The sequence below is a fragment of the uncultured Lactobacillus sp. genome, assembly GCF_944327175.1.
In the GTDB taxonomy this organism is placed as follows: Bacteria; Bacillota; Bacilli; order Lactobacillales; family Lactobacillaceae; genus Lactobacillus.
The window spans coordinates 1-26,136 of the sequence record NZ_CALVGT010000055.1; the positions used below are offsets into that span (position 1 = coordinate 1).

A 26,136-nucleotide genomic window follows, 5' to 3' on the forward strand; every position below is an offset into this window, starting at 1 on the left:
AGTTGTCCTCCAGTTTTCTTGAAAACCATATCAAGGGAGCGTTTGTGATACTTACTTGCTAGGTATTGCTTGAAAAAGGTCGGTCTAGATATTAAAGCTGTTAAAGCAGACACTCGGCAAAATCATACCAAATGACACAATTTGATATAATCTGACCCAATATTCTCTAACATGAATATTAGAGCTTTTTTGCTAGAATATAGGCAATCAAATTACGAGCTGCTATTAGAAAAGGTGAATTTTTGCCAATCTACAAATACTTATTGTCGATCTTAACCACTATCTCCGCTTTGGCCGGGGCTTTTTTGACTGCCAGCAGCGGCTTAGCGGCTTATTTAGCCGGCCAGCCCTTAAAGACGGGGATTTTTGCCGTCCTCTGCCTCTTAGAGGGGCTTAGCGCCTACCTTCTCTGGCGGCCGGGGAAACGGGCATTAGCTGTTTTGAATAGCGGCCTGCTGGCAGCAGCTTTGCTTTTGCTTTGGCAGGGAGAAGGCCTGGCAGCTGGAAGTGCCCTGGCTTTATTGGCAATCAACTATTTGCTGAAAAGGAAAGAGACCTGGGCCTGGACTCTGGCTTTAGTCTTGAACCTGGTCTTTGCCGCTTTGACCATGCTGCCCCACCAGTTTATGTCTTTCCCGGCTGCTTAGTTTTTTCACGAAAGAAAAAAGAAAATTAATTTGGATAAAATCAATTATTACGGGGTCAGCCACTACCTAAACAATTTGTCTAATGTCGACCAGCTCTACCAAAAGGTTGACCAATTGATGTACGAGGTGAGAAAGCAGGGTGGGGGCAATGTTTTGCTAGCCCGGTCCTGATTTTTTGGAAAAGAGATTGACTTTGGACAAAAAGCTCGTATACTTTAAATACAGATTAAGTTTAGCTGGGAAAGTGCTTTCAGCGGCTTGATTTGGTGAATAGGACGATAAACTAGGAAATCACTGCCATGATTTCCTGGTTTTTGTTTACCGCTTTTTCTAAAAAACGGATTGACATTTTCCCTAAAGTTAGTATACTTAAAACTAAATTAAGAACTGATGAAGAAAAGGAGAACCAAGATGGAATTCGCAGCTAAGAATTGTCAAATGCAAGTCATGCCAATGAACATGCTGATGTCCAGCATGCCTCTTAGCGTAGAAGCGAATACCTGTGGTTCACCATTCTAAGATTTCGTTACTGTATTGAAGATAGTAAAGGCCGCCTGAACTACTGGTTAGTTGGGCGGCTTTTTTTACGAGGTAAGGTTCATGTGCAGGAAACGGTATCAACAGACGAAACGCTGGCTGATCCTCTGGCGGGGAGCGGCGATTGGAGCCAGCTACATGTGTTGCTTGTGTTTTTAATAGCAATATTTCAGCAATCTAATCATTTCCAACAACTAAAAAATATTCCACATTCATAACACAAGCGAGGTAAAAAATATGAGTAAAGAAGCTATCAGCAACGAAGGTTTGTCATTTGAAACTTTGCAGGTCCACGCCGGCCAGCCAATCGACGAAACTGGCGCCCGGGCAGTGCCGATCTACCAGACCACGTCCTATGTCTTTGACGACGCTGACCAGGCCCTGGCCAAGCTGTAATTTTTGAAGAATCTCCTTATACTAAAAACAATGTTAAAAAAACGTTTCCTCAAGCAGGAAACGTTTTTGTATCTACATCTTCTTGATGGTCTCCATGTCATAGATGGAGTAGTCGCAGCGGTAAATAAAGAGCCGGTGGCCGTCGACATTGATCTGGGTGGTTGATGGCATGTCAGTGGCACTGACCCGGACCTTGTTGCCCGCATAAACGGCGATTGGCTTGCCGGCTTGGGACCGGATCATGATGACCTTGCCCTTGGAGAGCCAGTCGTTTCTGAAATTGTTATACATTATTGACAGAATCGGGATGGACCGCTGCTTGTCGGTAATGGTGACCTTTTTTGAAAAAGTATCTTCGTAATTGCGCAGGCCTTCATTGGCGATTAGGCTGGAGCCGACATGGATCATCTGCTGGCCGCCGAATTCCACGTCGATGACCTTGGACTGCTCGTCGCCGCTGGAATTTTTCTTGCTCATCGGCTTGTAGGTCTCAATGTGGACTGACTTGCCCTTGATCTGGTCGATCTTTTGCCCGTCGTAGTCATAGGTGGAGACGGTAAAAGGGATGCCGACTAGCTTTGACTTGAGGTCCAGGGTGTAGTCGCTGATCATGGAGCAGGAGGACAGGAGAGGCAGGAGGGCCAAGGCCAGGCAGGCCGCCAGGAGTCTTTCCTTTTTCATTTTTTCTCTTCCTTTCATTTAGACAAACGCTTTCTTACTATTAGTTTAATCGAACTTGCCCCCTAGGAAAAATACTATTTTTTATAAAAAAGACCTTGCCAAGACCCGGCTTTTAGATTATCCTAATAGATGTGTTGCGGAAGTAGTTCAGTGGTAGAACATCACCTTGCCATGGTGGGGGTCGCGGGTTCGAATCCCGTCTTCCGCTTCTTCGGGAATTAGCTCAGTTTGGTAGAGCGCTACGTTCGGGACGTAGAGGTCACAGGTTCAAATCCTGCATTCCCGATTAGCCAATGTGTGATCAAAGCGTTGCTTTATAGCGGCGCTTTTTTCTCATTTATGGGCAAAAAAGACTTGCAAAAGATAAAATTTTTGGTAAACTAATAAATGTATCGCGGAAGTAGTTCAGTGGTAGAACATCACCTTGCCATGGTGGGGGTCGCGGGTTCGAATCCCGTCTTCCGCTTCATCAAAGACTCGCTGATTAGCGGGTCTTTTCTTTTTGCCTTATAATAGATCTGCAGGGCACCTGGCTTGTCGAAAAGATCGGGAAATGTTATGCTTGCAAGCATAGCAATTTTTGCCTTTTTACCTATTTATTGGCAGACGTGAAGGAGGAAATCATGGCAGCAGCAAGTCAGGCAGAGTACGAGCTATTACTTGAGCAGGCCAAGGCCTTGACGGCCGCAGAGAGCGACTGGATCGCTAATACCGGCAACGTTTCGGCCCTTTTGAAAGCGGGGATGAAAAACGTTAATTTTGCCGGGGTCTACCGCTTTGAAAAAGGGGAATTGATCCTGGGGCCCTTCCAGGGGATGCCGGCCTGCGTGCACATCCAGCTGGGCAAGGGGGTCTGCGGGAAAGCGGCCCTGGAAAAGAAGACGCAGATCGTGGCCAATGTCCATGACTTCCCAGGCCATATCGCCTGCGACAGTGCCTCAAATTCAGAAATCGTCGTGCCGATTTTTGACCGGGATGGCAGCCTTTGGGGCGTGTACGACTTTGACTCGACTAATTTGAACAATTTTGATGATTTGGACCAGAAGTACTTAGAGCAGATCGCGGCAGTAGCTTTAGGCAACTAGGTCCGGTGTGAGGCGATTTGATATGCAAAATTCATACAGTAAGAGCAGCAGACAGGTTTTGGAAATTGCCCAGGAACAAGCCAAGGAGTTTCACCACCGTCTGGTCGGGACTGAGCATGTCCTTTTGGCCCTGGTAATCGAAGCTGACGGCAAGGCCGGTAAGATTCTGCGAACCATGAACGTGACGCCGACCGGGGTCAAGGAAGAAATCGAGCGCTACACGGGCTACGGCTCAGCGGCTCCAACCAGCTACATGGAATTTTCTCCCCGTCTGACTCTGGCGCTGGATTATGCCAAGCGGAATTCTAAACTCCGGTCCAGCAAGGAAATCGAAACGACTGACATTCTCCAGGCTTTGGTCTCCAGTGAGCAGATCCTGTCAGCCATGATCCTGCGCAACCTGGACGTGGACCTGGAAAACTTGAAAGACGAACTGGATGATGCCAACCAGGTGACCGGGGAAAGCAGCCAGGCCAGCCGGCCAGCCGCGGCAGGCAGCAGCCAGTCGCAGACGCCGATTTTGGACCGCTTCGGGATTGACTTGAACCGGCGGGCTAAAGAAGGTGACATTGACCCGGTGATCGGCCGTCAGCGGGAACTGGACCGGGTAATTCAGATCCTGTCCCGGCGGACCAAGAACAATCCGCTTTTGGTCGGTGAGCCTGGGGTCGGCAAGACCGCGGTCGCTGAAGCTTTGGCCAGCGCGATCGTTGCTAAAAAGGTTCCCCGGGACCTGGCTGACAAGCGGGTGGTTTCACTGGACGTCAACAGCATGGTGGCCGGTACCCGCTACCGGGGCGAATTTGAAGAGCGGATGGACCGCTTGATCAAGGAAGTTACCGCCAGCAAGAATGTCATTCTTTTTGTCGATGAAATTCACTCTTTGGTCAAGGCCGGGGACGCGGAAGGGGCGATGAGCGCCTCCAACACCTTGAAGCCGGCATTGGCCCGCGGGGATATTCAATTGATCGGGGCCACGACCTTTGAAGAATACCGCAAGCACATGGAGAAAGACTCGGCCTTTGTTCGCCGCTTCCAGCTGGTCCGCCTGGCTGAGCCAAATGAAGAAGAAACCTTGCAGATTTTGCATGGGATCAAGGACAAGTATGAAGACTACCACCGGGTAGCCTTGTCAGAAGAAGCCTTGCAGGCAGCAGTTGACTTGTCTAGCCGCTACATTGCTGACCGCTACCAGCCGGACAAGGCCATCGACTTGATCGATGAGGCCAGCGCGGCGGTTAAACTGGCTAATGATACTGGCGAAGACAAGGACCTGGCTGAAATTGATTTGGAAATCAGCCGGACTCTCAAGCAAAAGAACGATGAAGCAGCCAAGCAGAACTTTGCCCAAGCCGCTAAGCTGCGCGACCAGGAAATCGCCTTGCGGCAAAAGCGGAGTGAGATCGCCAAGAAGCTGGCTGGCAAGGATGAGAAGCGGTCAGTCGTTGGCGCCGAAGACGTGGCTAAGGTGGTCTCTATCTGGACCGGGGTTCCGGTAACCCAGCTTAAGACCAGCGAAAACAAGCGTCTGGCCCGCCTGGAAGGGATCCTGCATGAAAGGGTTATCGGCCAAGACGACGCCGTCAAGGCCGTGGCTAATGCCATCCGCCGGTCAAGAAGCGGCCTGAAGGATGAAAACCGGCCAATCGGTTCATTCCTCTTCCTGGGCCCAACCGGAGTCGGCAAGACCGAACTGGCTAAGGCCGTGGCTGAGGCAGTTTTTGGCTCAGAAGACAACATCATCAGAGTTGACATGTCAGAATACATGGACCGGGAATCTTCCTCCAAGCTGATCGGGTCAGCGCCTGGTTACGTCGGCTATGAAGAAGGGGGCCAGCTCTCCAACAAGGTCCGGGAACATCCTTACTCAGTCGTTCTTTTTGACGAAGTGGAAAAGGCTAACCCGGAAATCTTCAACGTCCTGCTGCGGGTGCTGGATGAAGGCTTCATGACTGACTCTCTGGGCCGGAAGGTCGACTTCAGAAACACGATTATCATCATGACCTCCAACCTGGGTTCCAGAAGCCTGGAGGCTGACAGTCACGTGGGCTTCTCAGCCAGCCAGGAAGACCAGGGCAAGCTGATCGCGGAAAAGGTAACCAAGGCTACCAAGGACTTCTTCCGGCCGGAATTTTTGAACCGGATCGACGAAAAGATCGTCTTCAAGCCGCTGGAAGCCAAGCAGCTGCGGGAAATCGTGACGCTTTTGACCCGGAAGCTGGTCAAGCGGCTGGCGGAAAAAGACATTACTTTACGCCTGTCGCCAGCTGCCTTGGACCAATTGGCCAAGGACGGCTACAATCCGGAAATGGGAGCCCGGCCATTGCGGCGGACTATCCAGGATGAAGTTGAAGACGAATTGGCCCAGGACCTGGTCAGCGAAAAGCTGCGGGCCGGTGACACGGTCAAGATTGGCGCCCGGGGCGGCAAGCTGCGCTTTGAAATCGTCAAGGCCAAGACTGGTGAAAAAATCAAGGGATAATGAATAGATAATTTTTGGAGGCAGATTATGTTTGGCAAGAAGAAAAAAGCTGACGCTGCTAAGGCAGAACAAGAAGCAAGCAAGAAGACTGACGGGCGGATCCTGCTTTATAGCGACATCATCGACGCTCTTTACGACGAAATGCCGGCAGAAGAGCGGGAGGCCCTGCTGGAAGCTAAGCAGCAGCTGGAACAGAAGGTCTACCTGGGCAAGGTGATGCGGGACTTGCGGATCGCTTTAGAGCCGGTCGCGATCAAATCCCAGCTCAGCCCGCAAGGCAAGCAGATTTTCTGGAATATCACGGCTGGCGGCTACCAGCTCACCGGGGTTGGTCTGGCCACCCAGGCAGCCCTGCTTTTTAGCAGCCGCTAGGGCTTGCTTTCCTTTAAAATTAGTGATACAATATTGGGCGATTTAAAAGGCTGAAGTTCAGGATTTTACTGATATATTGTCCAGTAAAATGATAAAGACAAAAACGACAGGTTCGTTTTTGTCTTTTTTATGCCCAAAATCCCGGCCTTTTTAAAATGTAACACAAATGTAATATTTGCTCTCTTCAACAGGATAGAAAGGATGTTTTCCTTGCTAAACGGACACGTAGTTAATTACGGACAACACCGGACAAGACGCAGCTTCTCTCGGATTAAGGAAATCCTGCCGCTGCCTAACTTGACCGACGTACAGACTGAATCATACAAGTGGTTCCTTGACGAAGGCATCAAGGAAGTTTTTGACGACATTCTGCCAATCAGCGACACTTCAGGCCGCTTGACTCTGGAATACGTCGACTACAAGCTGCAAGAACCTAAGTATACTGTCGATGAATCACGCAAGCACGACGCGACTTACTCAGCTCCAATGCACGTGACTCTGAAATTGACCAACCACGAAACTGGCGAAATCAAGACCCAAGACGTCTTCTTCGGCGACTTGCCGCTGATGACCAAGTCCGGCTCCTTCATCGTTAACGGGGCGGAAAGAGTTATCGTTTCTCAGCTGGTTAGATCACCTGGTGTCTACTACAGTGGCGAATTCGACAAGAACGGCCGGCAAATCTTCGGCACGACTGTCATCCCTAACCGCGGGGCTTGGCTGGAATTCGAAACTGACGCCAAGAACATTTCCTACGTCCGAGTTGACCGGACCCGGAAGCTTCCTTTGTCTGTCTTGGTCCGGGCCCTGGGCTTTGGCTCCGACAGCGAAATCAAGGAAATCTTCGGCGACAGCGACACTTTGGACTTGACTTTGGACAAAGATGTTCACAAGAACCCAGCGGACAGCCGGGTAGCAGAAGCCTTGAAGGACATCTACGACCGCCTGCGTCCAGGTGAACCAAAGACTACCGACTCATCCCGGAGTCTCCTGGTTTCCCGCTTCTTTGATCCACGCCGCTACGACCTGGCTGCTGTTGGCCGCTACAAGGTCAACAAGAAGCTGAGCTTGAAAAACCGGCTTTTGGGCTACACTTTGGCTGAAACCCTGGCTGACCCTGACACTGGGGAAGTTCTGGCTGCCAAGGGGACAGTTGTCAACAACGAAGTCATGGACGTTCTGAAGGACTACCTGGACCGCGACGACTTCAAGACTGTTACCTACACGCCATCTGAAGAAGGCGCGATTCCAGAACCTGTAACTGTTCAGGAAATCAAGGTCTTCTCCCGTGAGATTCCTGACCGGGAAATCAAGCTGATCTCCAACGGCCACATTGCTGAAGACGTTAAGTGCATCACTCCAGCCGACATCATCGCTTCTGTCAACTACTTCCTGGAACTCCAAGAAGGCGTCGGCAACATCGATGACATCGACCACTTGGGTAACCGCCGCATTCGCCGGGTTGGCGAATTGCTGCAAAACCAGATGCGGATCGGTTTGGCCCGAATGGAACGGGTTGTCCGCGAACGTATGTCAATTCAAGACGCCGCTACGGTTACTCCGCAGCAATTGATCAACATCCGGCCAATCGTTGGTTCAATTAAGGAATTCTTCGGTTCATCCCAGCTTTCCCAATTCATGGACCAAAACAACCCGCTGGGTGAATTGACCCACAAGCGGCGTATGTCCGCCTTGGGGCCTGGTGGTCTGTCCCGTGACCGGGCCGGCTACGAAGTCCGGGACGTTCACTATACCCACTATGGCCGTCTGTGCCCAATCGAAACGCCAGAAGGTCCTAACATCGGTTTGATCAACTCTATGGCCACTTATGCCATCATCAACAAGTACGGCTTCCTGGAAACCCCATACCGGCGCGTTTCCTGGGCAACCCACAAGGTTACCGACAAGATCGACTACTTGACTGCTGATGTAGAAGACAACTACATCATCGCCGGGGCCAACACTCCTTTGAACGAAGACGGCTCCTTTGTTGATGACGTGATCCTTTGCCGGCACCGGGAAGACAACGTCGAAGTAAGTCCAGACCGGATCGACTACATGGACGTTATTCCGAAGCAGGTTGTTTCCGTAACTTCCGCATGTATTCCATTCCTGGAAAACGACGACTCCAACCGGGCCTTGATGGGGGCCAACCACCAACGTCAGGCTGTTCCTTTGATCAACCCGCATGGCCCGCTTGTGGCTACTGGTATGGAATACCGGGCAGGTCACGACTCCGGTGACGCCTTGCTGGCTGAAGCAGACGGTGAAGTTGAATACGTGGACGCAAATGAAATCCGCGTTCGCCGCGAAGACCAGACACTGGACACTTACACTCTTGAAAAGTACCGCCGGTCAAACGCAACTAAGAACTACAACCAGACGCCAAACGTCAAGCGTGGCGACAAGGTTGTTGACGGCCAGGTAATTGCCAACGGTCCATCAATGGCTGACGGCGAACTTGCCCTGGGTCAAAACCCGGTTATCGCCTTCACCACTTGGAACATGTACAACTTCGAAGACGCCATCATGCTGAGCGAACGCCTGGTTAAGGAAGACGTCTACACTTCAATCCACATTGAAGACTACGACTCAGAAGCCCGTGACACTAAGCTGGGGCCGGAAGAAATCACCCGGGAAATCCCTAACGTTGGTGAAGACGCCTTGAAGGACCTGGATGAAAACGGGATCATCCGGATCGGTGCCGAAGTTCACGACGGCGACATCCTGGTCGGCAAGGTTACCCCTAAGGGGATCACTGAACTGAGTGCCGAAGAAAGACTGCTGCACGCCATCTTCGGTGAAAAGGCCCGTGAAGTCCGTGATACTTCATTGAAGGTACCTCACGGCGGTGGCGGTGTGGTTCAAGACGTTCAAGTCTTCACCCGTGAAGCCGGCGATGAACTGGCACCAGGCGTTAATACCCTGGTCCGGGTCTACATCGTGCAAAAGAGAAAGATCCAAGTCGGGGACAAGATGTCTGGTCGTCACGGTAACAAGGGTACGGTTGCCCTGGTTGCGCCAGTTGAAGACATGCCATACCTGCCAGACGGTACTCCAGTCGACATCTGCTTGAACCCAATGGGTGTGCCATCACGTATGAACATCGGGCAGCTGCTTGAAATCCACTTGGGCCGGGCAGCCCGGGCCTTGGGTATCCACGTGGCTACTCCGGTATTCGACGGGGCCAGCGAAGATGACGTTTGGGACTTTGTCCGCGAAGCCGGTGTTGACTCAGACGGTAAGACTGTCCTTTACGACGGCCGGACCGGTGAACCATTCCACAACCGGGTTTCAGTCGGGGTTATGTACTACTTGAAGCTGACTCACATGGTTGACGACAAGATCCACGCGCGGTCAATCGGGCCTTACTCACTTGTAACCCAACAGCCTTTGGGTGGTAAGGCACAATTCGGTGGCCAGCGTTTCGGTGAAATGGAAGTCTGGGCTTTGGAAGCCTACGGTGCAGCCTACACCTTGCAAGAAATCCTGACCTACAAGTCTGACGACGTTGTTGGCCGTGTCAAGGCCTACGAAGCAATCGTCAAGGGCGAAAGAATTCCTAAGCCAGGCGTGCCAGAATCATTCCGCGTTTTGGTTAAGGAACTGCAATCATTGGGTCTGGACCTGCGCGTTTTGGACAGCGACGAAAATGAAGTCGAACTGCGCGACATGGACGAAGACTCAAATGAACACGTAAACATCGATACTTTATCTCGCCTTGCGGAAGCGCAAGAAAAGAAGAAGTTGGCCGAAGAAGAGGCTGAAATCGCCGCGGAAGCTGAAGCAGAAGGCAGCGTGGAAGAAGACGCGGCTGAGGCAGATGCTGATGCAAATGAAGCTGAAACTGCTGACGATGACAAGGCTTCAAAGTAATTGGGAGGTTAAACTTTGATCGACGTAAATAAGTTTGAAAGCATGCAGATTGGTTTGGCTTCACCAAACAAGATCAGAAGCTGGTCTTACGGGGAAGTTAAGAAGCCGGAAACCATCAACTACCGGACTTTGAAGCCAGAAAAAGACGGTCTGTTCGATGAACGGATCTTCGGGCCAACCAAGGACTATGCTTGTGCCTGTGGCAAGTACAAGGGCGTTCGCTACAAGGGGATCGTCTGTGACCGGTGCGGGGTTGAAGTAACGACCTCTCACGTGCGCCGGGAACGGATGGGCCACATCGAACTGGCTGCTCCTGTAACCCACATCTGGTACTTCAAGGGTATTCCATCAAGAATGGGCCTGGTTTTGGACGTATCTCCAAAGCAATTGGAAGAAGTTATCTACTTTGCTGCCTACATTGTCATCGATCCAGGTGACACTGGCCTGGAAGCCAAGCAGCTCTTGACTGAAGCTGAATACCGGGAAGAAAAGGCCAAGTACGGCAACCGCTTCGTAGCTAAGATGGGTGCCGAAGCCATCCGCGACCTGCTTAAGCAGGTTGACCTGGACAAGGAAGTTACTGCCCTTAAGGCAGAACTGCAAACCTTGAAGGGGCAAAAGCGGACCCGGGCTATCCGCCGGCTGGACATCCTTGATGCCTTTAGAAACAGCGGCAACAAGCCTGAATGGATGGTTATGGAAACTGTTCCGGTTATTCCGCCGGACTTGCGGCCAATGGTTCAGCTGGAAGGTGGCCGTTTCGCAACTTCCGACTTGAACGACCTTTACCGCCGGGTTATCAACCGTAACAACCGGTTGAAGAAGCTGCTGGACATGCACGCTCCTGGCTTGATCGTGCAAAACGAAGAGCGGATGCTGCAAGAAGCAGTTGACGCCTTGATCGACAACGGCCGCCGGGGCCGCCCAGTTGTTGGGCCAGGCAACCGGCCACTGAAGTCTATCTCACACATGCTGAAGGGTAAGCAAGGGCGTTTCCGCCAAAACTTGCTTGGTAAGCGTGTTGACTACTCCGGCCGTTCAGTTATCGACGTTTCTCCAAAGCTGAAGATTTACCAATGTGGTGTTCCGCGTCCAATGGCTCTGGAATTGTTCAAGCCATTCGTTATGCGGGAACTTGTCCGCCGGGGCATTGCTTCCAACATTAAGAACGCTAAGCGCAAGATCGACCGGGAAGACGACGACATCTGGGACGTATTGGAATACGTCATTAAGGAACGTCCAGTTCTTTTGAACCGGGCACCTACCCTGCACCGTCTGTCAATCCAGGCCTTTGAACCAGTTTTGGTTCCAGGCAAGGCCCTGCGTTTGCACCCACTGGCTTGTGAAGCTTACAACGCCGACTTCGACGGTGACCAGATGGCCATCCACGTGCCGTTGTCAGACGAAGCTGTGGCTGAATCCCGCCTCTTGATGCTGGCTGCCCACCACATCTTGACTCCTAAGGACGGTACCCCAATCGTTACTCCGTCCCAGGACATCGTTTTGGGTAACTACTGGCTGACCCAAGCTGAAATCGGCCGGGAAGGCGAAGGCATGATCTTTGCTACTCCAGAAGAAGCAACCATTGCCTACAACAACGGCGATATTCACTACCACACCATCATCGGTGTGTCAGCCGCTTCAATGCCGAAGAAGGACTGGGGCGCGGGCCACGAAGACAGCATTTTCGTAACTACTTACGGCCGCTTGGTCTTCAACTCCCTCTTCCCAGACGACTACTTCTACATCAACGAACCAAGCCAGGACAACTTGAAGCAGCCAATGGCTGACAAGTACTTCCTGGAAGATGGCCAGGACATCCACGACAAGATCGCTGAAGTTGGCCAGGACCTGGTGGCTACGCCATTCAAGAAGGGCTTCCTAGGTGAGACTATTTCTGAAATCTACAAGCGCTACCAGGTACAAAGAACTTCAGAATACCTGGACGACTTGAAGGAAATGGGTTACTCAGCTTCAACTATTTCCGGCTTGACTATCGGTATGGCCGACGTTCCGGAAACCAAGACCAAGGATGCCTTGGTTGCTGAAGCCCGCAAGCAGGTTAAGGAAGTATCCAAGATGTTCCGCCGGGGTAAGCTGTCTGACAAGGAACGTCACGACAACATCATCAAGATCTGGACTGACTGTAAGGATGCCGTTCAACAGGAAATTGCCGAATTCAAGGACCAAAAGAACCCAATCTCCGTCATGCAGCAGTCCGGTGCCCGTGGTAACATCTCCAACTTTACCCAGCTGGCTGGTATGCGTGGTTTGATGGCCACACCAAGTGGTGAATTGTTCGAAATTCCGGTTATCTCCAACTTCAAGGAAGGTCTGACCGTTCTGGAACTGTTCATGTCCACTCACGGCGCCCGGAAGGGGATGACTGACACGGCCTTGAAGACTGCCCAGTCTGGTTACCTAACCCGTCGTTTGGTTGACGTTGCCCAGGACGTTATCATTCGTGAAGACGACTGTGGCACTGACCGCGGCATTACTGCCAAGGCCATCGTTGACAAGGATGCCGGCTTGATTGAATCACTTTACGACCGTCTGGTAGGCCGCTTTACCAACCGGACTGTCCGTGACCCGCAAACTGGTGAAGTCATCTGCCCTAAGGGTGTCTTGATGGACGAACAAATGGCGCAGAAGATTGTTGACGCTGGCGTGCAGGAAGTCCAAATCCGGTCAATCCTGACTTGCAACACTTCCCACGGTATCTGCCGGAAGTGCTACGGCCGGAACCTGGCTACTGCCGAAGAAGTTGAAATCGGTGAAGCAGTTGGTACGGTTGCCGCTCAGTCAATCGGTGAACCAGGTACCCAGCTGACCCTGCGTACTTTCCACACCGGTGGTGTTGCCGGCGCAGAAGACATCACTCAAGGTCTGCCTCGTGTGCAAGAATTGTTCGAAGCCCGCAACCCTAAGGGTCGCGCGGTCATCTCTGAAGTTGACGGTGTTGTTGACAAGATCGAAAGCAACGCGGCTGAACACTTGCAAGAAATCACCGTTAAGGGCAAGATCGACACCAGAGTCTACACGATTCCTTACACTGCTAAGCCAGCAGTTCAAGAAGGCGATGAAATCCACCGTGGTGACAAGCTGATCCCTGGTTCTATTGACCCTAAGGAATTGATCAAGGTAACTGACACTTTGACGACTGAAGAATACATCCTGGCTGAAGTCCAGAAGTCATACCGGACTCAGGGTGTTGACCTGGCCGACAAGCACGCCGAAGTCTTGACCAGACAGATGCTGCAGAAGGTCCGGGTCCTTGACCCAGGTGAAACCGACATCTTGCCAGGTGAAGTCATGGACATCGCTGAATTCCGCGACAGAAACCGTGACGTCATCATCAGCGGCGGGATCCCGGCTACTGCCCAGGCTGACATTCTGGGTATCACCAAGGCTGCCTTGGAAACTAATAGTTTCCTGTCAGCTGCTTCATTCCAGGAAACTACCCGGGTTCTTACCGACGCGTCAATCCGCGGCAAGAACGACCCACTTCTTGGTTTGAAGGAAAACGTCATCATCGGGAAGATCATCCCAGCTGGTACTGGTATGCCAATTTACCGCGAGCAAGTGCCAAAGGCCGATGTTCAACAACCAGACTCAGTTTACTCAATCGCTGACCTGGAAAAGAAGATGGAAGACGAAAACAAGGAAACTGAAAGCAAGTAATCCAGTTTAATTAACAAGAAAAAACGCTCGAATGGCTCAAAGTCATCCGAACGTTTTTTCTTTTGCCCTAAAGGAAAAATTGGAGGTTGAGGCCCCAGAATAAGTAGGGCAGGAAGGCGAAGGGCTCTTTACCCGGCCGCTTATGCCAAAGCGCGTGGGCGATGGCCAGCAGGGAGGCCAGCAGGAAACTCTTCACAGCAACGGGACATGAAAAATTTAAAGACAGGAGTAAAAAATGCCAAACGTCCCCGGTTCCCATTTTCCCTGTAAAAGCGAGCCAGACCAGGACCGCCAGAAAAATGGCCGCCTGCCCCAGGCCTTCCGTGTCTGGTGCCTGGAAAAAATGTATCAGCCCGGTGGCCAGTGGCACGACGAGCAGGCAAGTATCAAAAGACTGCTCATGGAGGTCGCTGACAACCATTAAAAAGAAGTTGATTATAAAGAGTAGAGAAATAACACTGCTCCTAGAATTGGAGATTAAATAAACTAACAAATTTCCGGCCAGGATGATGTAAGGAGTATCATCAGCCAGCCAGCTTTTACACTCAAGGATGGTATTATAACGGTAGTGGTCGGCGATGAGAGCTGCCAAAAGACCGCAGAGTAAAGAAATCATTTCGCTGAGCATTTTTTCCCTCCACTTACTATTACACCTTTTTTGCCTATATTTTTTAAAAAGGCAAAAAAATGTTAGTTTAGGGAAAATCTTTACCTGCTAAAAAACAAACTTCTCCAGAGCCTGGGCAATTCCGTCTTCGTCATTGCTGCTAGTGACATAGTCAGCGGCTTGCTTGACCAGGTCATTGCCGTTGCCCATGGCCACGCTGGTGCCGGCAAAAGCAGGCCTTGGCGATGGCCTGGATTTGTCCGCGTGAATTGAGCAGGGTGCCGTCAGTGTCGATAGCAATTAATTTGATCATTTTTTACCTCATTTTTTCTTTTCTACTAACTGCAAATTAATATTTTTCGCCTAAAATAAATCTTAGTACAGATGGAAAGCGCGGTCATTGGCGGAAAAAGCGCAGCTTTTTCCAAGCAAGAAATTCTTGAAAAAAAGCTTTGCATTGGCTGGCAAATGGAGTATACTAACAGATGTATGTTTTGAAGATTACTCCGCGAGGCAAAAAAGAAACTCCCGGATATGTGAACAAAATGATATATAAATTTAGGAGGAACTAGTTAATGCCAACCATTAATCAATTGGTTAGAAAAGGCCGTCACTCAAAGACTACTAAGTCAAAGTCACCAGCCTTGAACTACAGCTACAACAGCATGAAGAAGGAACAAGTCTTCAACCCAGCACCACAAATGCGTGGGGTTGCGACTCGTGTCGGTACTATGACGCCAAAGAAGCCTAACTCAGCTTTGCGTAAGTACGCCCGTGTACGTCTTTCAAACTTGACTGAAGTTACTGCCTACATCCCAGGTGAAGGCCACAACTTGCAAGAACACTCAGTTGTCTTGATCCGTGGGGGCCGTGTAAAGGACCTTCCTGGTGTACGTTACCACATCGTTCGTGGTGCCCTTGACACTGCTGGTGTTGACGGCAGAAAGCAAGCTCGTTCCAAGTACGGCGCTAAGAAGGGTTAAAGGAGGACTTAAATAATGCCAAGAAAAGGTCATGTTTCAAAGAGAGACGTTTTAGCAGACCCAGTTTACAACTCAAAGCTGGTTACTAAGCTGATCAACCACTTGATGAAGGATGGTAAGAGAGCTCAAGCTTCATCAATCCTTTACGACGCTTTTGACATCATCAAGGACAAGACTGGCAAGGAACCAATGGATGTCTTTGAAGAAGCCATGAACAACGTTAAGCCAGTTTTGGAAGTTAAGGCTCGCCGTATCGGTGGTTCTAACTACCAAGTTCCTGTAGAAGTTCGTCCAGAAAGACAAACTACTTTGGCATTGCGTTGGCTTGTTTCATACTCCCGCCTGCGTAACGAACACACTATGGATGAACGTCTGGCAAACGAATTGATCGATGCCTCAAACAACACTGGTTCAGCCGTTAAGAAGCGTGAAGACGTGCACCGTATGGCAGAAGCCAACCGTGCCTTCGCTCACTACCGTTTCTAATCTAGTGCTCGTTATCTAAGGAGATAGAAAATTATGGCTAACAAACGTGAATTCTCATTAGAGAAGACTCGCAACATCGGTATCATGGCCCACATCGACGCCGGTAAGACTACTACTACTGAACGTATCCTTTACTACACTGGTAAGATCCACAAGATTGGTGAAACTCACGAAGGTGACTCCCAAATGGACTGGATGGAAGAAGAAAAGGAACGTGGGATCACGATCACTTCCGCAGCCACTACTGCTCAATGGAAGGACCACCGGATCAACATCATCGACACCCCAGGACACGTTGACTTCACTATCGAAGTTGAACGTTCCCTGCGTGTCCTTGACGGCGCCGTAACTGTTCTGGACGCTCAATCAGGTGTTGAACCACAAACCGAAAACGTTTGGCGTCAAGCTGAAAACTACGGTGTTCCACGGATCGTCTTCGTTAACAAGATGGACAAGATCGGTGCCAACTTCGACTTTTCAGTTAAGAGTCTGCACGAACGTTTGAACGCTAACGCTATCGCCGTTCAAATGCCTATCGGTGCTGAAGACCAATTCGAAGGCGTTATCGACTTGTTCGACATGGTTGCTGACGTTTACGACGAAGACAAGTTGGGCGCAAACTGGGAAACTATTCCAGTTCCAGACGAATACAAGGAAGAAGCTGAAAGCCGTCGTGAAGAAATGATCGAACAGATCGCTGAAATTGACGACGACATCATGGAAAAGTTCCTTGGCGGTGAAGAAATCTCCAACGAAGAACTTAAGGCTGCTTTGCGTCGGGCAACTTTGAACTTGAAAGCCTTCCCAGTATTTGCTGGTTCAGCCTTCAAGAACAAGGGTGTGCAAATGATGCTTGACGGCGTGATCGACTACCTGCCATCACCACTTGACGTTAAGCCATATGTTGCTCACGACAAGGACGGCAACGAAGTTGAACTGCTGGCTGACGACAACAAGCCATTCGCAGCTTTGGCCTTCAAGATCGCTACTGACCCATTCGTTGGTCGTTTGACTTTCATCCGTGTCTACACTGGTTCATTGGAATCAGGTTCTTACGTATTGAACGCTTCAAAGAACCAACGTGAACGTGTTGGCCGTTTGCTGCAAATGCACGCCAACTCACGTACTGAAATCCCAGAAGTCTTCTCAGGTGACATCGCTGGTGCCATCGGTTTGAAGAACACCACTACTGGTGACTCTTTGACTGACCCAGCTCACCCATTGATTCTGGAAAGCCTGGACATCCCAGCTCCAGTTATCCAAGTTTCAGTTGAACCTAAGTCAAAGGCTGACCGGGACAAGATGGACGTCGCTTTGCAAAAGCTGACTGAAGAAGACCCAACTTTCCGGGCTGAAACTAACCCAGAAACTGGTGAAACTTTGATCTCCGGGATGGGTGAACTTCACCTGGACATCATGGTTGAACGTATGAAGCGTGAATTCAACGTTGAAGCAACGATCGGTGAACCACAAGTTGCCTACCGTGAAACCTTCACTGTACCGACTCAAGCTCAAGGTAAGTTTGTTCGTCAGTCCGGTGGTAAGGGTCAATACGGTGACGTTTGGATCGAATTTACTCCAAACGAAGGCAAGGGCTACGAATTCGAAGACGCCATTGTCGGTGGTGTAGTTCCTCGTGAATACATCCCATCAGTTGACGCTGGTCTGCAAGAAGCCATGAAGAACGGTGTTCTGGCTGGCTACCCATTGATCGACGTTAAGGCTAAGCTGTACGATGGTTCATACCACGAAGTCGACTCAAGTGAAGCTGCCTTCAAGGTTGCCGCATCATTGGCTTTGAAGAACGCTGCTTCAAAGGCCGGCGCTGTTATCCTTGAACCAATCATGAAGGTTCAAGTCATCGCTCCAGAAGAATACCTTGGTGACGTTATGGGCTCAATCACTGCTCGTCGTGGCCAAATGGAAGGTATGGAAGACCGGGCAGGTGCCAAGGTCATCAACGCGATGGTTCCATTGTCAGAAATGTTTGGTTACGCAACTACCCTGCGTTCATCCACTCAAGGCCGTGGTACCTTCACGATGGTTATGGACCACTACTCACCATGTCCTAAGTCAATCCAAGCTGACATCATCAAGAAGCGTGGCGGCAACGCTTAATGCTTCCTAGCATGATCTAAGCCTTGATTTAGACCAAAACAGAAATCCTAGCAAAGACATTGCTTGTCCTTGCTAGGATTTTTTGTATTTTTAAAAAACTGTATTCTGGAAATATGTTAAAAAGGAAAGAAAAATTTCTCCACCAAGGGAAAGTAATTATAGAAAATTTTTTCGAAAAAAATCGGGCTAAACCCTTGCTATTTAAGGCTTAAGGCCTTATACTAGATAAAGTGCTTTTGAGAGGGAAGTTGCCCTCTGAGTACAAATTGTAGTTAGCTTCGACGCGGAAGGTTGCGGCACACCAGGCTGCATTGCCACAGTGGTTGTGCAGGGAATTTTCGCCGAGCTAGTCATCTTTTAAAGAAGACGTATAGGAGGTAATTAGATGGCAAATGAAAAGATTCGTATTAGATTAAAGTCTTACGAACACAGCATTCTCGATGAATCAGCTGCTAAGATTGTGGACACTGCGAAGAGAACTGGCGCTGAAATCTCAGGTCCAGTTCCGCTTCCAACTGAAAGAACTTTGTTCACTGTTCTGCGTTCACCACACATGAACAAGGACTCACGTGAACAATTCGAAATGCGGACCCACAAGCGTCTGATCGACATCTTGAACCCAACCCCTAAGACGGTTGACTCATTGATGAAGCTCGATCTGCCAAGTGGCGTTGACATCGAAATTAAGCTTTAATTTTTAGATAGAAAGAGGTGTAATCATGACCAAAGGAATCTTAGGAAGAAAAGTTGGCATGACTCAAATCTTCACTAAAGATGGTGTTCTTGTACCAGTAACTGTTATTGAAGCAACTCCAAACGTTGTTATGCAAGTTAAGACTGTAGAAAACGACGGTTACGAAGCTGTACAATTGGGCTACCAAGACAAGCGTGAAGTTTTGAGCAACAAGCCAGAAAAAGGTCATGCTGATAAGGCAAAGACTTCACCTAAGCGCTTCATTCGTGAACTCCGCGGAGTAGAGCTTAGTGACTACGAAGTCGGCTCAGAAGTTACTGTGGAGACGTTCAAGGAAGGTGACGTTGTCAACGTTACTGGTACTTCAAGAGGTCATGGCTACCAAGGTAACATCAAGCGCCACCACCAATCACGTGGTCCTGAAACCCACGGTTCCCGTTACCACAGAATTCCGGGTTCAATGGGTTCAATCATCAACCGCGTGCCAAAAGGCAAGAAGTTGCCAGGTCACATGGGTGTGAAGACTGTTACTATTGAAAACTTAGTAGTAGAAAAAGTTGTTGCAGATAAGAACGTCTTGATGATCAAGGGTAACGTACCAGGTGCCAAGAACTCATTGATCGTTGTTAAGTCATCTGCAAAGGCTAGCAAGTAGGAAGGAGGACTCAAATGGCTAATTTCAAACTTATGGATCAAAACGGCAACAACGCTGGTGAAGTAACTTTAAACGACAACGTGTTTAGCGTTGAACCAAACGAAGCTGTTGTCTTTGATGCAATCATCAGACAAAGAGCTGGCAAGCGTCAGGGTACCTCTAAGGTGAAGAACAGATCTGCCGTTCGCGGTGGTGGTAAGAAGCCTTGGAGACAAAAGGGTACTGGTCGTGCTCGTCAAGGTTCAATCCGTGCTCCACAATGGCGCGGCGGTGGTGTTGTCTTTGGGCCTACTCCACGTTCCTACGCTTACAGCATGCCAAGAAAGCAACGCCGTCTGGCTATCAAGTCTGTCTTGTCACAAAAGCTCCTTGACCAAAACTTGGTAGTTCTGGACAAGCTTACTCTGGACGCTCCTAAGACTAAGGACTTCGTTGCAATCTTGAACGGCTTGAAGCTTGAAGGCAAGGTTCTGGTTGTTTCAGACGACAAGAACGTACAACTTTCAGCCAAGAACCTGCCAAAGGTTAAGGTTGTTCCAGTTAACGGCTTGAACGTTGAAGACGCCGTTAACTACGACAAGCTCGTTTTGACTCAAGACGACGTTAAGAAGATTGAGGAGGTATTGGCTTAATGGACGCACGCGACATTATCTTAAGACCTGTTATCACTGAAAAGTCAGCCGACTTGATGGACAGCAAGAAGTACACTTTCGACGTGGCCTTAACTGCTACCAAGCTTCAAGTTCGCGACGCTATTGAAGAAATCTTCGATGTTAAGGTTAAGAGCGTGAACATCATGAATGTTCGCGGCAAGGACAAGCGCGTAGGCCGCTACACTGGCAAGACTGCCCGTCGCAGAAAGGCAATCGTCGCTTTAACTGAAGATTCAAATGACATCAAGATTTTCAAAGACGAAAACAACGAATAAATCAAGTAATTAGGAGGTCAGTAAATTGGCTATTAAAGTTTACAAGCCAACATCAAACGGTCGTCGTAATATGACTTCTTCTGACTTTGCAGAAATCACTAAGTCAAAGCCTGAAAAGACTTTGCTTGCTTCTAAGTCAAAGACTGCAGGTCGTAACTCATACGGTCACATTACTGTAAGACACCGTGGCGGCGGTCACAAGCAACAATACCGTATCATCGATTTCAAGCGTACTAAGGACAACGTTAAGGCTAAGGTTGTCGCAATCGAATACGATCCAAACCGTTCAGCAAACATCGCCTTGCTGCACTACACTGATGGTACTAAGGCTTACATCTTGGCTCCTAAGGGCTTGACTGTAGGTTCATGGGTAGAATCAGGCGCAGATGCCGACATCAAGGTTGGTAACGCATTGCCACTGAAGAATATCCCAACTGGTACTGAAGTTCACAACATCGAACTTAAGCCAGGCAAGGGTGGCCAAATCGCACGTAGTGCTGGTACTTCAGCTCAAGTTTTGGGTGTTGACGGCAAGTACACTCAAGTTCGTCTGCAATCCGGCGAAGTTCGTGAAATCCTTTCAGAATGCCGCGCTACTATCGGTGCTGTCGGCAACGAACAACACTCACTGATCAACATCGGTAAGGCTGGTCGTTCACGCTGGATGGGCAAGCGTCCACAATCCCGTGGTTCTGTAATGAACCCTAACGATCACCCACACGGTGGTGGTGAAGGTAAGGCACCTGTCGGCCGTCCACAGCCAATGACTCCATGGGGCAAGAAGTCACGTGGTGTTAAGACTAGAGACAGCAAGAAGGCTAGTGAAAAGTTAATCATCCGTCACCGTAAGGGTCGTAAGTAAGAGAAGGGGGTAATTAAATGAGCCGTAGTATTAAAAAGGGTCCTTTTGCAGACGCCCACCTTTTGAAGAAGGTTGACGAGCAACAAGACGCAGAAAAGAAGCAAGTTATCAAGACTTGGTCACGTCGTTCAACTATTTTCCCTTCTTTCGTAGGGTTGACTATCGCTGTTTACGACGGTAGAAAGCACGTTCCAGTTTTCGTAACTGAAGACATGGTTGGTCACAAGCTGGGCGAATTCGTACCTACTAGAACCTTCCGCGGCCACAAGGCTGACGACAAGGCATCCAAGTAATAAGGAAGGAGAAACAATTAAATGGCAGAACAAATTAGTTCAGCTAGAGCTGAAGCAAGAACTGTTCGTATCGCCCCAAGAAAAGCTCGTCTCGTTGTAGACTTGATCCGGGGTAAGAGCGTTGCTGAAGCATTGGCAATTTTGAAGTTTACGCCAAAAGCTGCTTCCCCAATCGTTGAAAAGGTTTTGCGTTCAGCAGTTGCTAACGCAGAACACAACTACGATCTTGAAAGTGCAAACCTTTACGTATCAGAAGCATACGTTAACGAAGGTGCTACTTTGAAGAGATTCCGTCCACGTGCCAAAGGTTCAGCTTCTCCAATCATGAAGAGAACCAGCCACGTAGTTGTTGTTGTTTCAGAATTGAACGATTAAGGGAGGTATTTGAATGGGTTCAAAGATTAACCCAATTGGTTTCCGTCTTGGTGTTAACCGCGACTGGGAAGCTAAATGGTACGCTGCTAGAGGCTACAAGGAAACTTTAAACGAAGACCTTCGGATCAGAAAGTTCCTCGATGAAAAGTTGAAGGATGCCTCCGTATCCACTGTTGAAATCGAACGTGCTGCTAACCGTGTAAACATCGCTATCCACACTGCTCGTCCAGGTATGGTTATCGGTAAGGGCGGCGCTGAAGTTGAAGCCTTGAATAAGGAAATCAACGCTTTGACTAACAAGCAAGTTCACATTAACATTGTTGAAATCAAGAAGCCTGATCTCGACGCCAAGCTTGTTGCTGACGGCATCGCTCGTCAACTTGAAGCTCGTATCGCTTTCCGTCGTGCCAGCCGTCAAGCTGCACAACGTTCAATGCGTGCCGGCGCCAAGGGTATCAAGGTACAAACTGCAGGCCGTTTGAACGGTGCTGACATGGCTCGCCGTGAATGGCACACTGAAGGCAGTGTTCCACTTCATACTTTAAGAGCTGACATCGACTACGCATGGGTAAACGCATTTACTACCTACGGCGAAATCGGTGTTAAGGTTTGGATCAACCGTGGCGAAATTTTGCCAGGTCGCAAGAATCAACCTGCAAAGCGTTCAAAGGGAGGTAAGAAGTAATGCCTTTAGTACCAAAGCGTGTAAAACACCGTCGTGAATTCCGTGGTAAGATGCGTGGTGCTGCCAAGGGTGGCAAGACTGTAGCATTTGGTGAATACGGTCTTGAAGCACTTGAATCCCACTGGATTACTAACCGTCAAATCGAAGCTGCCCGTGTTGCGATGACTCGTTACATGAAGCGTGGTGGTAAGGTTTGGATCAGAATCTTCCCTCAAAAGTCCTACACTGCTAAGGGTGTTGGTGTACGTATGGGTTCCGGTAAGGGTGCACCAGCAGGTTGGGTAGCTGTAGTTAAGAGAGAAAAGATCATGTTCGAAATTGGTGGCGTTTCAGAAGAAACTGCTCGTGAAGCAATGCGCCTCGCAGCAAGCAAGCTTCCAATTAAGTGCAAGTTCGTGAAGAGAGAAGACCAGGAAGCAGGTGGCGCAACTAATGAAGACTAAGGAAATCAGATCATTATCAACTGATGAATTGTTGGCAAAGGAAAAGCAATACAAGGAAGAATTGTTCAACTTGCGTTTCCAACAAGCTACCGGTCAATTAGAAAACACCGCTCGCTTGAGCCAAGTCCGTAAGAACATCGCTCGGATCAAGACTATCTTGAGCGAAAAAGAATTAGAACAAAACTAGTGGAAGGGAGATACTAACTTGAGCGAATCAATCGAAAGAAACCGCCGCCATGTTTACCAAGGCCGTGTCGTTTCCGACAAGATGGACAAGACTATCGTTGTTGTAGTTGATACTTACAAGAACCACCCAGTTTACAGCAAGCGTACTCGTTACTCAAAGAAGTACTACGCTATGGATGAAAATAACGAAGCCAAGGTAGGCGACATCGTTCGTATCATGGAAACCCGTCCATTATCACGTACTAAGCGTTTCCGTTTAGTTGACATTGTTAAGAAATCTGTTTAATTTACGGATTAGCTAAGGGAGGATTTAATAGTGATTCAAACTGAAACTCGTTTGAAGGTAGCTGACAACTCCGGTGCACGTGAATTGCTTGTTATCCGCGTTATGGGCGGGTCAAAGCGCAAGACCGGTAACATCGGTGACATCGTTGTCGCAGCTGTTAAACAAGCAACGCCAGGTGGTGTTGTAAAGAAGGGTGACGTCGTTAAGGCTGTTATCGTAAGAACCAAGTCAGGCGCTCGTCGTGAAGACGGTTCATACATCAAGTTTGACGAAAATGCAGCAGTTATTATCAACGCTGACAAGAGCCCTCGTGGTACTCGTATTTTCGGGCCAGTTGCACGTGAACTCCGTGAAGGGGACTTCATGAAGATCGTTTCACTTGCCCCTGAAGTATTGTAAAAGGAGAGTTGCGCGAATGTTCGTTAAAACTGGTGACAAGGTAAAAGTTATTGCCGGCTCAGAAAAAGGCAAGGAAGGCACTGTCCTTTCCGTAAACGTTAAGAAGAACCGCGTGGTTGTTAAGGGTGTTAACATGATCAAGAAGGCTACCAAGGCTTCAGCTGCTAACGCTAACGGCGGTGTGGTTGAAACTGAAGGTTCAATCCACGCTTCTAACGTTAAGGTTATTGCTAAAGCTGAAAGCAACAAAGATTAATTAGGGAAGGAGGACACTAATGGCTAATAGTTTTGCAACTAAGTACAACGAAGAAATCGTTCCTGCATTGACTAAGAAGTTTAACTACACTTCAAGCATGCAAGTACCAAAGATCGACAAGATCGTTTTGAACATGGGTGTTGGTGACGCCGTTGCCAACGCAAAGAACCTGGACGAAGCTGTTGAAGAATTGACTCTGATCTCTGGCCAAAAGCCAATGATTACCAAGGCCAAGAAGTCAATCGCCAACTTCCGTTTGCGTGAAGGTATGTCTATCGGTGCTAAGGTTACCCTTAGAGGCGACAGAATGTACGACTTCCTGAGCAAGCTGATCAACGTATCTCTTCCACGTGTTCGTGACTTCCGTGGTGTTTCAACTCGTTCATTTGACGGCCGGGGCAACTACACTCTGGGTGTTAAGGAACAATTGATCTTCCCAGAAATCGACTTCGATAAGGTTAACCGCACTAGAGGTTTGGATATCGTTATCGTAACTACTGCTCAAACTGATGAAGAAGCTCGTGAACTTTTGACTCAATTTGGCATGCCATTTGCTAAGTAATTTGGAGGACATACATGGCTAAGACATCACAAAAGGAAAGAAATCACCGTCCTGCAAAGTTTTCTTCACGTGAATACACTCGCTGCGAACGTTGTGGGCGTCCACACTCTGTTTACCGCAAGTTTGGTTTGTGCCGCATTTGCCTGAAGGAATTGGGACACAAAGGTCAAATTCCTGGTCTTAAGAAGGCCAGCTGGTAAATCGGTAAGGAGGATAGCATAGATGGTATTGACTGACCCAATCGCAGACTTTTTGACTAGAATCAGAAACGCCAACATGGCTATGCACGATTCAGTAGAAATTCCTGCATCAAACATTAAGAAGTCACTTGCAGAAATCTTGAAGCAAGAAGGTTTCATCCGTGACTACGAAGTAACTGAAGACGGTAAGCAAGGCGTAATCAAGGTTACCTTGAAGTACGGTCCAAACGGTGAACGTGTTATCTCCGGTTTGAAGCGTATCTCCAAGCCAGGTTTGAGAAACTACGTTTCAGCTGACAACCTGCCAAAGGTTCTGAATGGCTTAGGTATCGCTATTGTTTCTACTTCAGCTGGTATCCTTACCGACAAGGAAGCTAGAGAAAAGAACGTCGGCGGCGAAGTTATCGCTTACGTTTGGTAATTCTGACAGGAAGGAGAACAATTAATGAGCCGTATTGGTTTAAAGGTAATTAACGTCCCTGAAAGTGTCACTGTTACCAAGAATGGTAATGAAATTACTGTTAAGGGCCCAAAGGGTGAATTGACTAGAGAATTCGACCCACGCATCAAGTTTGAACAAGAAGACGGCGTAATCCGCTTCACTCGTTCAAACGAAAATGACAAGGCTATCCACGGCACTATGAGAGCCAACCTGGCTAACATGATCGAAGGTGTCGTAACTGGCTACAAGAAGGAATTGAAGCTGATCGGTGTTGGTTACCGTGCAGTTGCCAAGAACAATGTCTTGACTCTGAACGTTGGCTACTCACACCCAGTTGAAATGAAGGCCCCAGAAGGCGTTACTGTTACTACCTCATCAGCAACTGACGTTACTGTTGAAGGTATCTCAAAGCAAGTAGTCGGCCAATTTGCTGCGGAAATTCGCGCTGTACGTTCACCTGAACCTTACAAGGGCAAGGGTATCCGTTACGCTGACGAAGTCGTTCGCCGCAAGGAAGGTAAGACTGGTAAGTAATAGAAAATAATTTTGAGGTGAAATTGTGATTTCAAAACCAGATAAAAACAAGTTGCGCTTAAAGCGCCACAGACGTGTTCGCGGTAAGATTTCTGGTACTGCTGAGCGCCCACGCTTGAGTGTTTTCCGTTCAAACACTAACATCTACGCTCAATTGATTGATGACGTAGCGGGTGTCACGCTTGCAAGTGCCTCAAGTTTAGACAAGTCCGTTTCAAAGGATGCTACCAAGGTAGAACAAGCTCAAGCTGTTGGCAAGGCCATCGCTGAAGCTGGTAAGGCCAAGGGCATCACTGAAGTTGTCTTCGACAGAGGTGGTTACATCTACCACGGTCGTGTAGAAGCTTTGGCTGACGCAGCTCGTGAAAACGGCTTAGAATTCTAG

Annotated in this window: 30 protein-coding genes, 3 tRNA genes and 2 pseudogenes; 32 read left to right on the forward strand and 3 right to left on the reverse strand. The window is 49.0% G+C overall.

Annotation, left to right across the window (positions count from 1 at the left end; translation table 11 throughout):
* Positions 1–242: 242 nt before the first annotated feature.
* The 3 genes and pseudogenes from Q0J41_RS07105 to Q0J41_RS07115 form a co-directional block, all read left to right on the forward strand.
* On the forward strand, positions 243–647 hold the full coding sequence (locus Q0J41_RS07105) for a hypothetical protein (RefSeq protein WP_296227798.1): 405 nt from the start codon (positions 243–245) through the stop codon (positions 645–647).
* A 30-nt stretch (positions 648–677) separates the two neighbouring features.
* The gene (locus Q0J41_RS07110) at positions 678–818 is read left to right on the forward strand and encodes a hypothetical protein (protein WP_296227801.1); all 141 of its coding nucleotides are present in this window, start codon (positions 678–680) and stop codon (positions 816–818) included.
* 603 nt (positions 819–1,421) lie between these two features.
* Positions 1,422–1,565, forward strand: a pseudogene (locus Q0J41_RS07115) (bifunctional O-acetylhomoserine aminocarboxypropyltransferase/cysteine synthase); the annotation flags it as partial.
* 87 nt (positions 1,566–1,652) lie between these two features.
* Here the strand turns inward: Q0J41_RS07115 and Q0J41_RS07120 are convergent.
* Positions 1,653–2,279: a DUF5052 family protein gene (locus tag Q0J41_RS07120; RefSeq protein ID WP_296227803.1), complete on the reverse strand. Its 627-nt coding sequence runs from the start codon at positions 2,277–2,279 to the stop codon at positions 1,653–1,655.
* Between the two features lie 118 nt (positions 2,280–2,397).
* Here Q0J41_RS07120 and Q0J41_RS07125 point away from each other — a divergent pair.
* The 8 genes from Q0J41_RS07125 to rpoC all read left to right on the forward strand — a co-directional run bounded on the left by Q0J41_RS07125 (position 2,398) and on the right by rpoC (position 13,757).
* Positions 2,398–2,469, forward strand: a tRNA-Gly gene (locus Q0J41_RS07125).
* A gap of 4 nt (positions 2,470–2,473) precedes the next feature.
* Positions 2,474–2,547, forward strand: a tRNA-Pro gene (locus tag Q0J41_RS07130).
* Between the two features lie 108 nt (positions 2,548–2,655).
* Positions 2,656–2,727 (forward strand) — tRNA-Gly (locus Q0J41_RS07135).
* Between the two features lie 157 nt (positions 2,728–2,884).
* Entirely contained in the window at positions 2,885–3,346 is a 462-nt protein-coding gene (locus tag Q0J41_RS07140) for a GAF domain-containing protein (RefSeq protein ID WP_296227805.1), read from the forward strand.
* Positions 3,347–3,368: 22 nt separating this feature from the next.
* A complete protein-coding gene (locus Q0J41_RS07145; RefSeq protein ID WP_296227806.1) occupies positions 3,369–5,828 on the forward strand; it encodes an ATP-dependent Clp protease ATP-binding subunit in 2,460 nt (819 codons plus the stop codon).
* Positions 5,829–5,855: 27 nt separating this feature from the next.
* The gene (locus Q0J41_RS07150) at positions 5,856–6,200 is read left to right on the forward strand and encodes a bacteriocin immunity protein (protein WP_296227808.1); all 345 of its coding nucleotides are present in this window, start codon (positions 5,856–5,858) and stop codon (positions 6,198–6,200) included.
* Positions 6,201–6,401: 201 nt separating this feature from the next.
* Positions 6,402–10,076: a DNA-directed RNA polymerase subunit beta gene (gene rpoB, locus Q0J41_RS07155; protein WP_296227811.1), complete on the forward strand. Its 3,675-nt coding sequence runs from the start codon at positions 6,402–6,404 to the stop codon at positions 10,074–10,076.
* Positions 10,077–10,091: 15 nt separating this feature from the next.
* Entirely contained in the window at positions 10,092–13,757 is a 3,666-nt protein-coding gene (gene rpoC / locus Q0J41_RS07160; protein WP_296227814.1) for a DNA-directed RNA polymerase subunit beta', read from the forward strand.
* A 67-nt stretch (positions 13,758–13,824) separates the two neighbouring features.
* On the opposite strand, the gene Q0J41_RS07165 is transcribed toward rpoC, so the two are convergent.
* Complete coding sequence (locus Q0J41_RS07165; protein ID WP_296227816.1) at positions 13,825–14,385, reverse strand: prepilin peptidase; 561 nt, start codon at positions 14,383–14,385, stop codon at positions 13,825–13,827.
* Positions 14,386–14,472: 87 nt separating this feature from the next.
* Positions 14,473–14,595 (reverse strand): annotated as a pseudogene (locus tag Q0J41_RS07170) (HAD hydrolase family protein); the annotation flags it as partial.
* A gap of 344 nt (positions 14,596–14,939) precedes the next feature.
* Here Q0J41_RS07170 and rpsL point away from each other — a divergent pair.
* From rpsL to rplR, 21 genes are all read left to right on the forward strand, one after another.
* Positions 14,940–15,347 carry a 30S ribosomal protein S12 gene (rpsL, locus tag Q0J41_RS07175; protein WP_003613306.1) on the forward strand — a complete coding sequence of 136 codons (408 nt, stop codon included), beginning with the start codon at positions 14,940–14,942 and terminating at the stop codon, positions 15,345–15,347.
* Between the two features lie 15 nt (positions 15,348–15,362).
* Positions 15,363–15,833: a 30S ribosomal protein S7 gene (gene rpsG, locus Q0J41_RS07180; protein ID WP_002878218.1), complete on the forward strand. Its 471-nt coding sequence runs from the start codon at positions 15,363–15,365 to the stop codon at positions 15,831–15,833.
* Between the two features lie 33 nt (positions 15,834–15,866).
* Entirely contained in the window at positions 15,867–17,951 is a 2,085-nt protein-coding gene (gene fusA / locus Q0J41_RS07185; protein WP_296227830.1) for an elongation factor G, read from the forward strand.
* Positions 17,952–18,336: 385 nt separating this feature from the next.
* Positions 18,337–18,645: a 30S ribosomal protein S10 gene (gene rpsJ / locus Q0J41_RS07190; RefSeq protein ID WP_154486195.1), complete on the forward strand. Its 309-nt coding sequence runs from the start codon at positions 18,337–18,339 to the stop codon at positions 18,643–18,645.
* A 25-nt stretch (positions 18,646–18,670) separates the two neighbouring features.
* Entirely contained in the window at positions 18,671–19,300 is a 630-nt protein-coding gene (rplC, locus tag Q0J41_RS07195) for a 50S ribosomal protein L3 (RefSeq protein WP_002878214.1), read from the forward strand.
* A 14-nt stretch (positions 19,301–19,314) separates the two neighbouring features.
* The gene (gene rplD, locus Q0J41_RS07200; RefSeq protein WP_002878213.1) at positions 19,315–19,932 is read left to right on the forward strand and encodes a 50S ribosomal protein L4; all 618 of its coding nucleotides are present in this window, start codon (positions 19,315–19,317) and stop codon (positions 19,930–19,932) included.
* The gene (rplW, locus tag Q0J41_RS07205) at positions 19,932–20,228 is read left to right on the forward strand and encodes a 50S ribosomal protein L23 (RefSeq protein ID WP_296227834.1); all 297 of its coding nucleotides are present in this window, start codon (positions 19,932–19,934) and stop codon (positions 20,226–20,228) included. The genes rplD and rplW overlap by 1 nt, the downstream gene beginning before the upstream one ends.
* A gap of 25 nt (positions 20,229–20,253) precedes the next feature.
* Positions 20,254–21,090 (forward strand): 50S ribosomal protein L2, encoded by an 837-nt coding sequence (gene rplB, locus Q0J41_RS07210; RefSeq protein WP_270447281.1) that lies wholly within the window; start codon positions 20,254–20,256, stop codon positions 21,088–21,090.
* 17 nt (positions 21,091–21,107) lie between these two features.
* Positions 21,108–21,383 carry a 30S ribosomal protein S19 gene (gene rpsS / locus Q0J41_RS07215; protein WP_296227838.1) on the forward strand — a complete coding sequence of 92 codons (276 nt, stop codon included), beginning with the start codon at positions 21,108–21,110 and terminating at the stop codon, positions 21,381–21,383.
* A gap of 21 nt (positions 21,384–21,404) precedes the next feature.
* The gene (gene rplV / locus Q0J41_RS07220) at positions 21,405–21,758 is read left to right on the forward strand and encodes a 50S ribosomal protein L22 (RefSeq protein ID WP_002878207.1); all 354 of its coding nucleotides are present in this window, start codon (positions 21,405–21,407) and stop codon (positions 21,756–21,758) included.
* Positions 21,759–21,771: 13 nt separating this feature from the next.
* A complete protein-coding gene (gene rpsC, locus Q0J41_RS07225; RefSeq protein ID WP_260264692.1) occupies positions 21,772–22,443 on the forward strand; it encodes a 30S ribosomal protein S3 in 672 nt (223 codons plus the stop codon).
* On the forward strand, positions 22,443–22,886 hold the full coding sequence (gene rplP, locus Q0J41_RS07230) for a 50S ribosomal protein L16 (protein WP_002878205.1): 444 nt from the start codon (positions 22,443–22,445) through the stop codon (positions 22,884–22,886). Before rpsC ends, rplP begins: the two co-directional genes overlap by 1 nt.
* A complete protein-coding gene (gene rpmC / locus Q0J41_RS07235; protein WP_002878201.1) occupies positions 22,876–23,073 on the forward strand; it encodes a 50S ribosomal protein L29 in 198 nt (65 codons plus the stop codon). The genes rplP and rpmC overlap by 11 nt, the downstream gene beginning before the upstream one ends.
* A gap of 18 nt (positions 23,074–23,091) precedes the next feature.
* Positions 23,092–23,358 carry a 30S ribosomal protein S17 gene (gene rpsQ, locus Q0J41_RS07240; RefSeq protein WP_002878196.1) on the forward strand — a complete coding sequence of 89 codons (267 nt, stop codon included), beginning with the start codon at positions 23,092–23,094 and terminating at the stop codon, positions 23,356–23,358.
* A gap of 30 nt (positions 23,359–23,388) precedes the next feature.
* The gene (rplN, locus tag Q0J41_RS07245; RefSeq protein WP_002878195.1) at positions 23,389–23,757 is read left to right on the forward strand and encodes a 50S ribosomal protein L14; all 369 of its coding nucleotides are present in this window, start codon (positions 23,389–23,391) and stop codon (positions 23,755–23,757) included.
* Between the two features lie 16 nt (positions 23,758–23,773).
* Complete coding sequence (gene rplX, locus Q0J41_RS07250; RefSeq protein ID WP_050889557.1) at positions 23,774–24,013, forward strand: 50S ribosomal protein L24; 240 nt, start codon at positions 23,774–23,776, stop codon at positions 24,011–24,013.
* 19 nt (positions 24,014–24,032) lie between these two features.
* Entirely contained in the window at positions 24,033–24,575 is a 543-nt protein-coding gene (gene rplE / locus Q0J41_RS07255) for a 50S ribosomal protein L5 (RefSeq protein WP_003620844.1), read from the forward strand.
* 14 nt (positions 24,576–24,589) lie between these two features.
* A complete protein-coding gene (locus tag Q0J41_RS07260; protein WP_296227852.1) occupies positions 24,590–24,775 on the forward strand; it encodes a type Z 30S ribosomal protein S14 in 186 nt (61 codons plus the stop codon).
* Positions 24,776–24,797: 22 nt separating this feature from the next.
* A complete protein-coding gene (rpsH, locus tag Q0J41_RS07265; RefSeq protein ID WP_296227854.1) occupies positions 24,798–25,196 on the forward strand; it encodes a 30S ribosomal protein S8 in 399 nt (132 codons plus the stop codon).
* 24 nt (positions 25,197–25,220) lie between these two features.
* Positions 25,221–25,751: a 50S ribosomal protein L6 gene (rplF, locus tag Q0J41_RS07270; RefSeq protein ID WP_296227856.1), complete on the forward strand. Its 531-nt coding sequence runs from the start codon at positions 25,221–25,223 to the stop codon at positions 25,749–25,751.
* 25 nt (positions 25,752–25,776) lie between these two features.
* On the forward strand, positions 25,777–26,136 hold the full coding sequence (gene rplR, locus Q0J41_RS07275; RefSeq protein WP_270447284.1) for a 50S ribosomal protein L18: 360 nt from the start codon (positions 25,777–25,779) through the stop codon (positions 26,134–26,136).

Coding starts and splice junctions, on each gene's coding strand:
- Q0J41_RS07145 (WP_296227806.1), top strand. CDS start 3,369: ATGCAAAATTCATACAGTAAGAGCAGCAGACAGGTTTTGGAAATTGCC.
- rpsJ (WP_154486195.1), top strand. CDS start 18,337: ATGGCAAATGAAAAGATTCGTATTAGATTAAAGTCTTACGAACACAGC.
- rpsC (WP_260264692.1), top strand. CDS start 21,772: ATGGGTTCAAAGATTAACCCAATTGGTTTCCGTCTTGGTGTTAACCGC.
- rpsH (WP_296227854.1), top strand. CDS start 24,798: ATGGTATTGACTGACCCAATCGCAGACTTTTTGACTAGAATCAGAAAC.
- fusA (WP_296227830.1), top strand. CDS start 15,867: ATGGCTAACAAACGTGAATTCTCATTAGAGAAGACTCGCAACATCGGT.
- rplX (WP_050889557.1), top strand. CDS start 23,774: ATGTTCGTTAAAACTGGTGACAAGGTAAAAGTTATTGCCGGCTCAGAA.
- rplC (WP_002878214.1), top strand. CDS start 18,671: ATGACCAAAGGAATCTTAGGAAGAAAAGTTGGCATGACTCAAATCTTC.
- rpsS (WP_296227838.1), top strand. CDS start 21,108: ATGAGCCGTAGTATTAAAAAGGGTCCTTTTGCAGACGCCCACCTTTTG.
- rpsL (WP_003613306.1), top strand. CDS start 14,940: ATGCCAACCATTAATCAATTGGTTAGAAAAGGCCGTCACTCAAAGACT.
- Q0J41_RS07165 (WP_296227816.1), bottom strand. CDS start 14,385: ATGCTCAGCGAAATGATTTCTTTACTCTGCGGTCTTTTGGCAGCTCTC.
- Q0J41_RS07260 (WP_296227852.1), top strand. CDS start 24,590: ATGGCTAAGACATCACAAAAGGAAAGAAATCACCGTCCTGCAAAGTTT.
- Q0J41_RS07150 (WP_296227808.1), top strand. CDS start 5,856: ATGTTTGGCAAGAAGAAAAAAGCTGACGCTGCTAAGGCAGAACAAGAA.
- rplD (WP_002878213.1), top strand. CDS start 19,315: ATGGCTAATTTCAAACTTATGGATCAAAACGGCAACAACGCTGGTGAA.
- rpoB (WP_296227811.1), top strand. CDS start 6,402: ATGTTTTCCTTGCTAAACGGACACGTAGTTAATTACGGACAACACCGG.
- Q0J41_RS07120 (WP_296227803.1), bottom strand. CDS start 2,279: ATGAAAGGAAGAGAAAAAATGAAAAAGGAAAGACTCCTGGCGGCCTGC.
- rplV (WP_002878207.1), top strand. CDS start 21,405: ATGGCAGAACAAATTAGTTCAGCTAGAGCTGAAGCAAGAACTGTTCGT.
- rplE (WP_003620844.1), top strand. CDS start 24,033: ATGGCTAATAGTTTTGCAACTAAGTACAACGAAGAAATCGTTCCTGCA.
- rplP (WP_002878205.1), top strand. CDS start 22,443: ATGCCTTTAGTACCAAAGCGTGTAAAACACCGTCGTGAATTCCGTGGT.
- rplW (WP_296227834.1), top strand. CDS start 19,932: ATGGACGCACGCGACATTATCTTAAGACCTGTTATCACTGAAAAGTCA.
- rpsG (WP_002878218.1), top strand. CDS start 15,363: ATGCCAAGAAAAGGTCATGTTTCAAAGAGAGACGTTTTAGCAGACCCA.
- Q0J41_RS07140 (WP_296227805.1), top strand. CDS start 2,885: ATGGCAGCAGCAAGTCAGGCAGAGTACGAGCTATTACTTGAGCAGGCC.
- rpmC (WP_002878201.1), top strand. CDS start 22,876: ATGAAGACTAAGGAAATCAGATCATTATCAACTGATGAATTGTTGGCA.
- rplF (WP_296227856.1), top strand. CDS start 25,221: ATGAGCCGTATTGGTTTAAAGGTAATTAACGTCCCTGAAAGTGTCACT.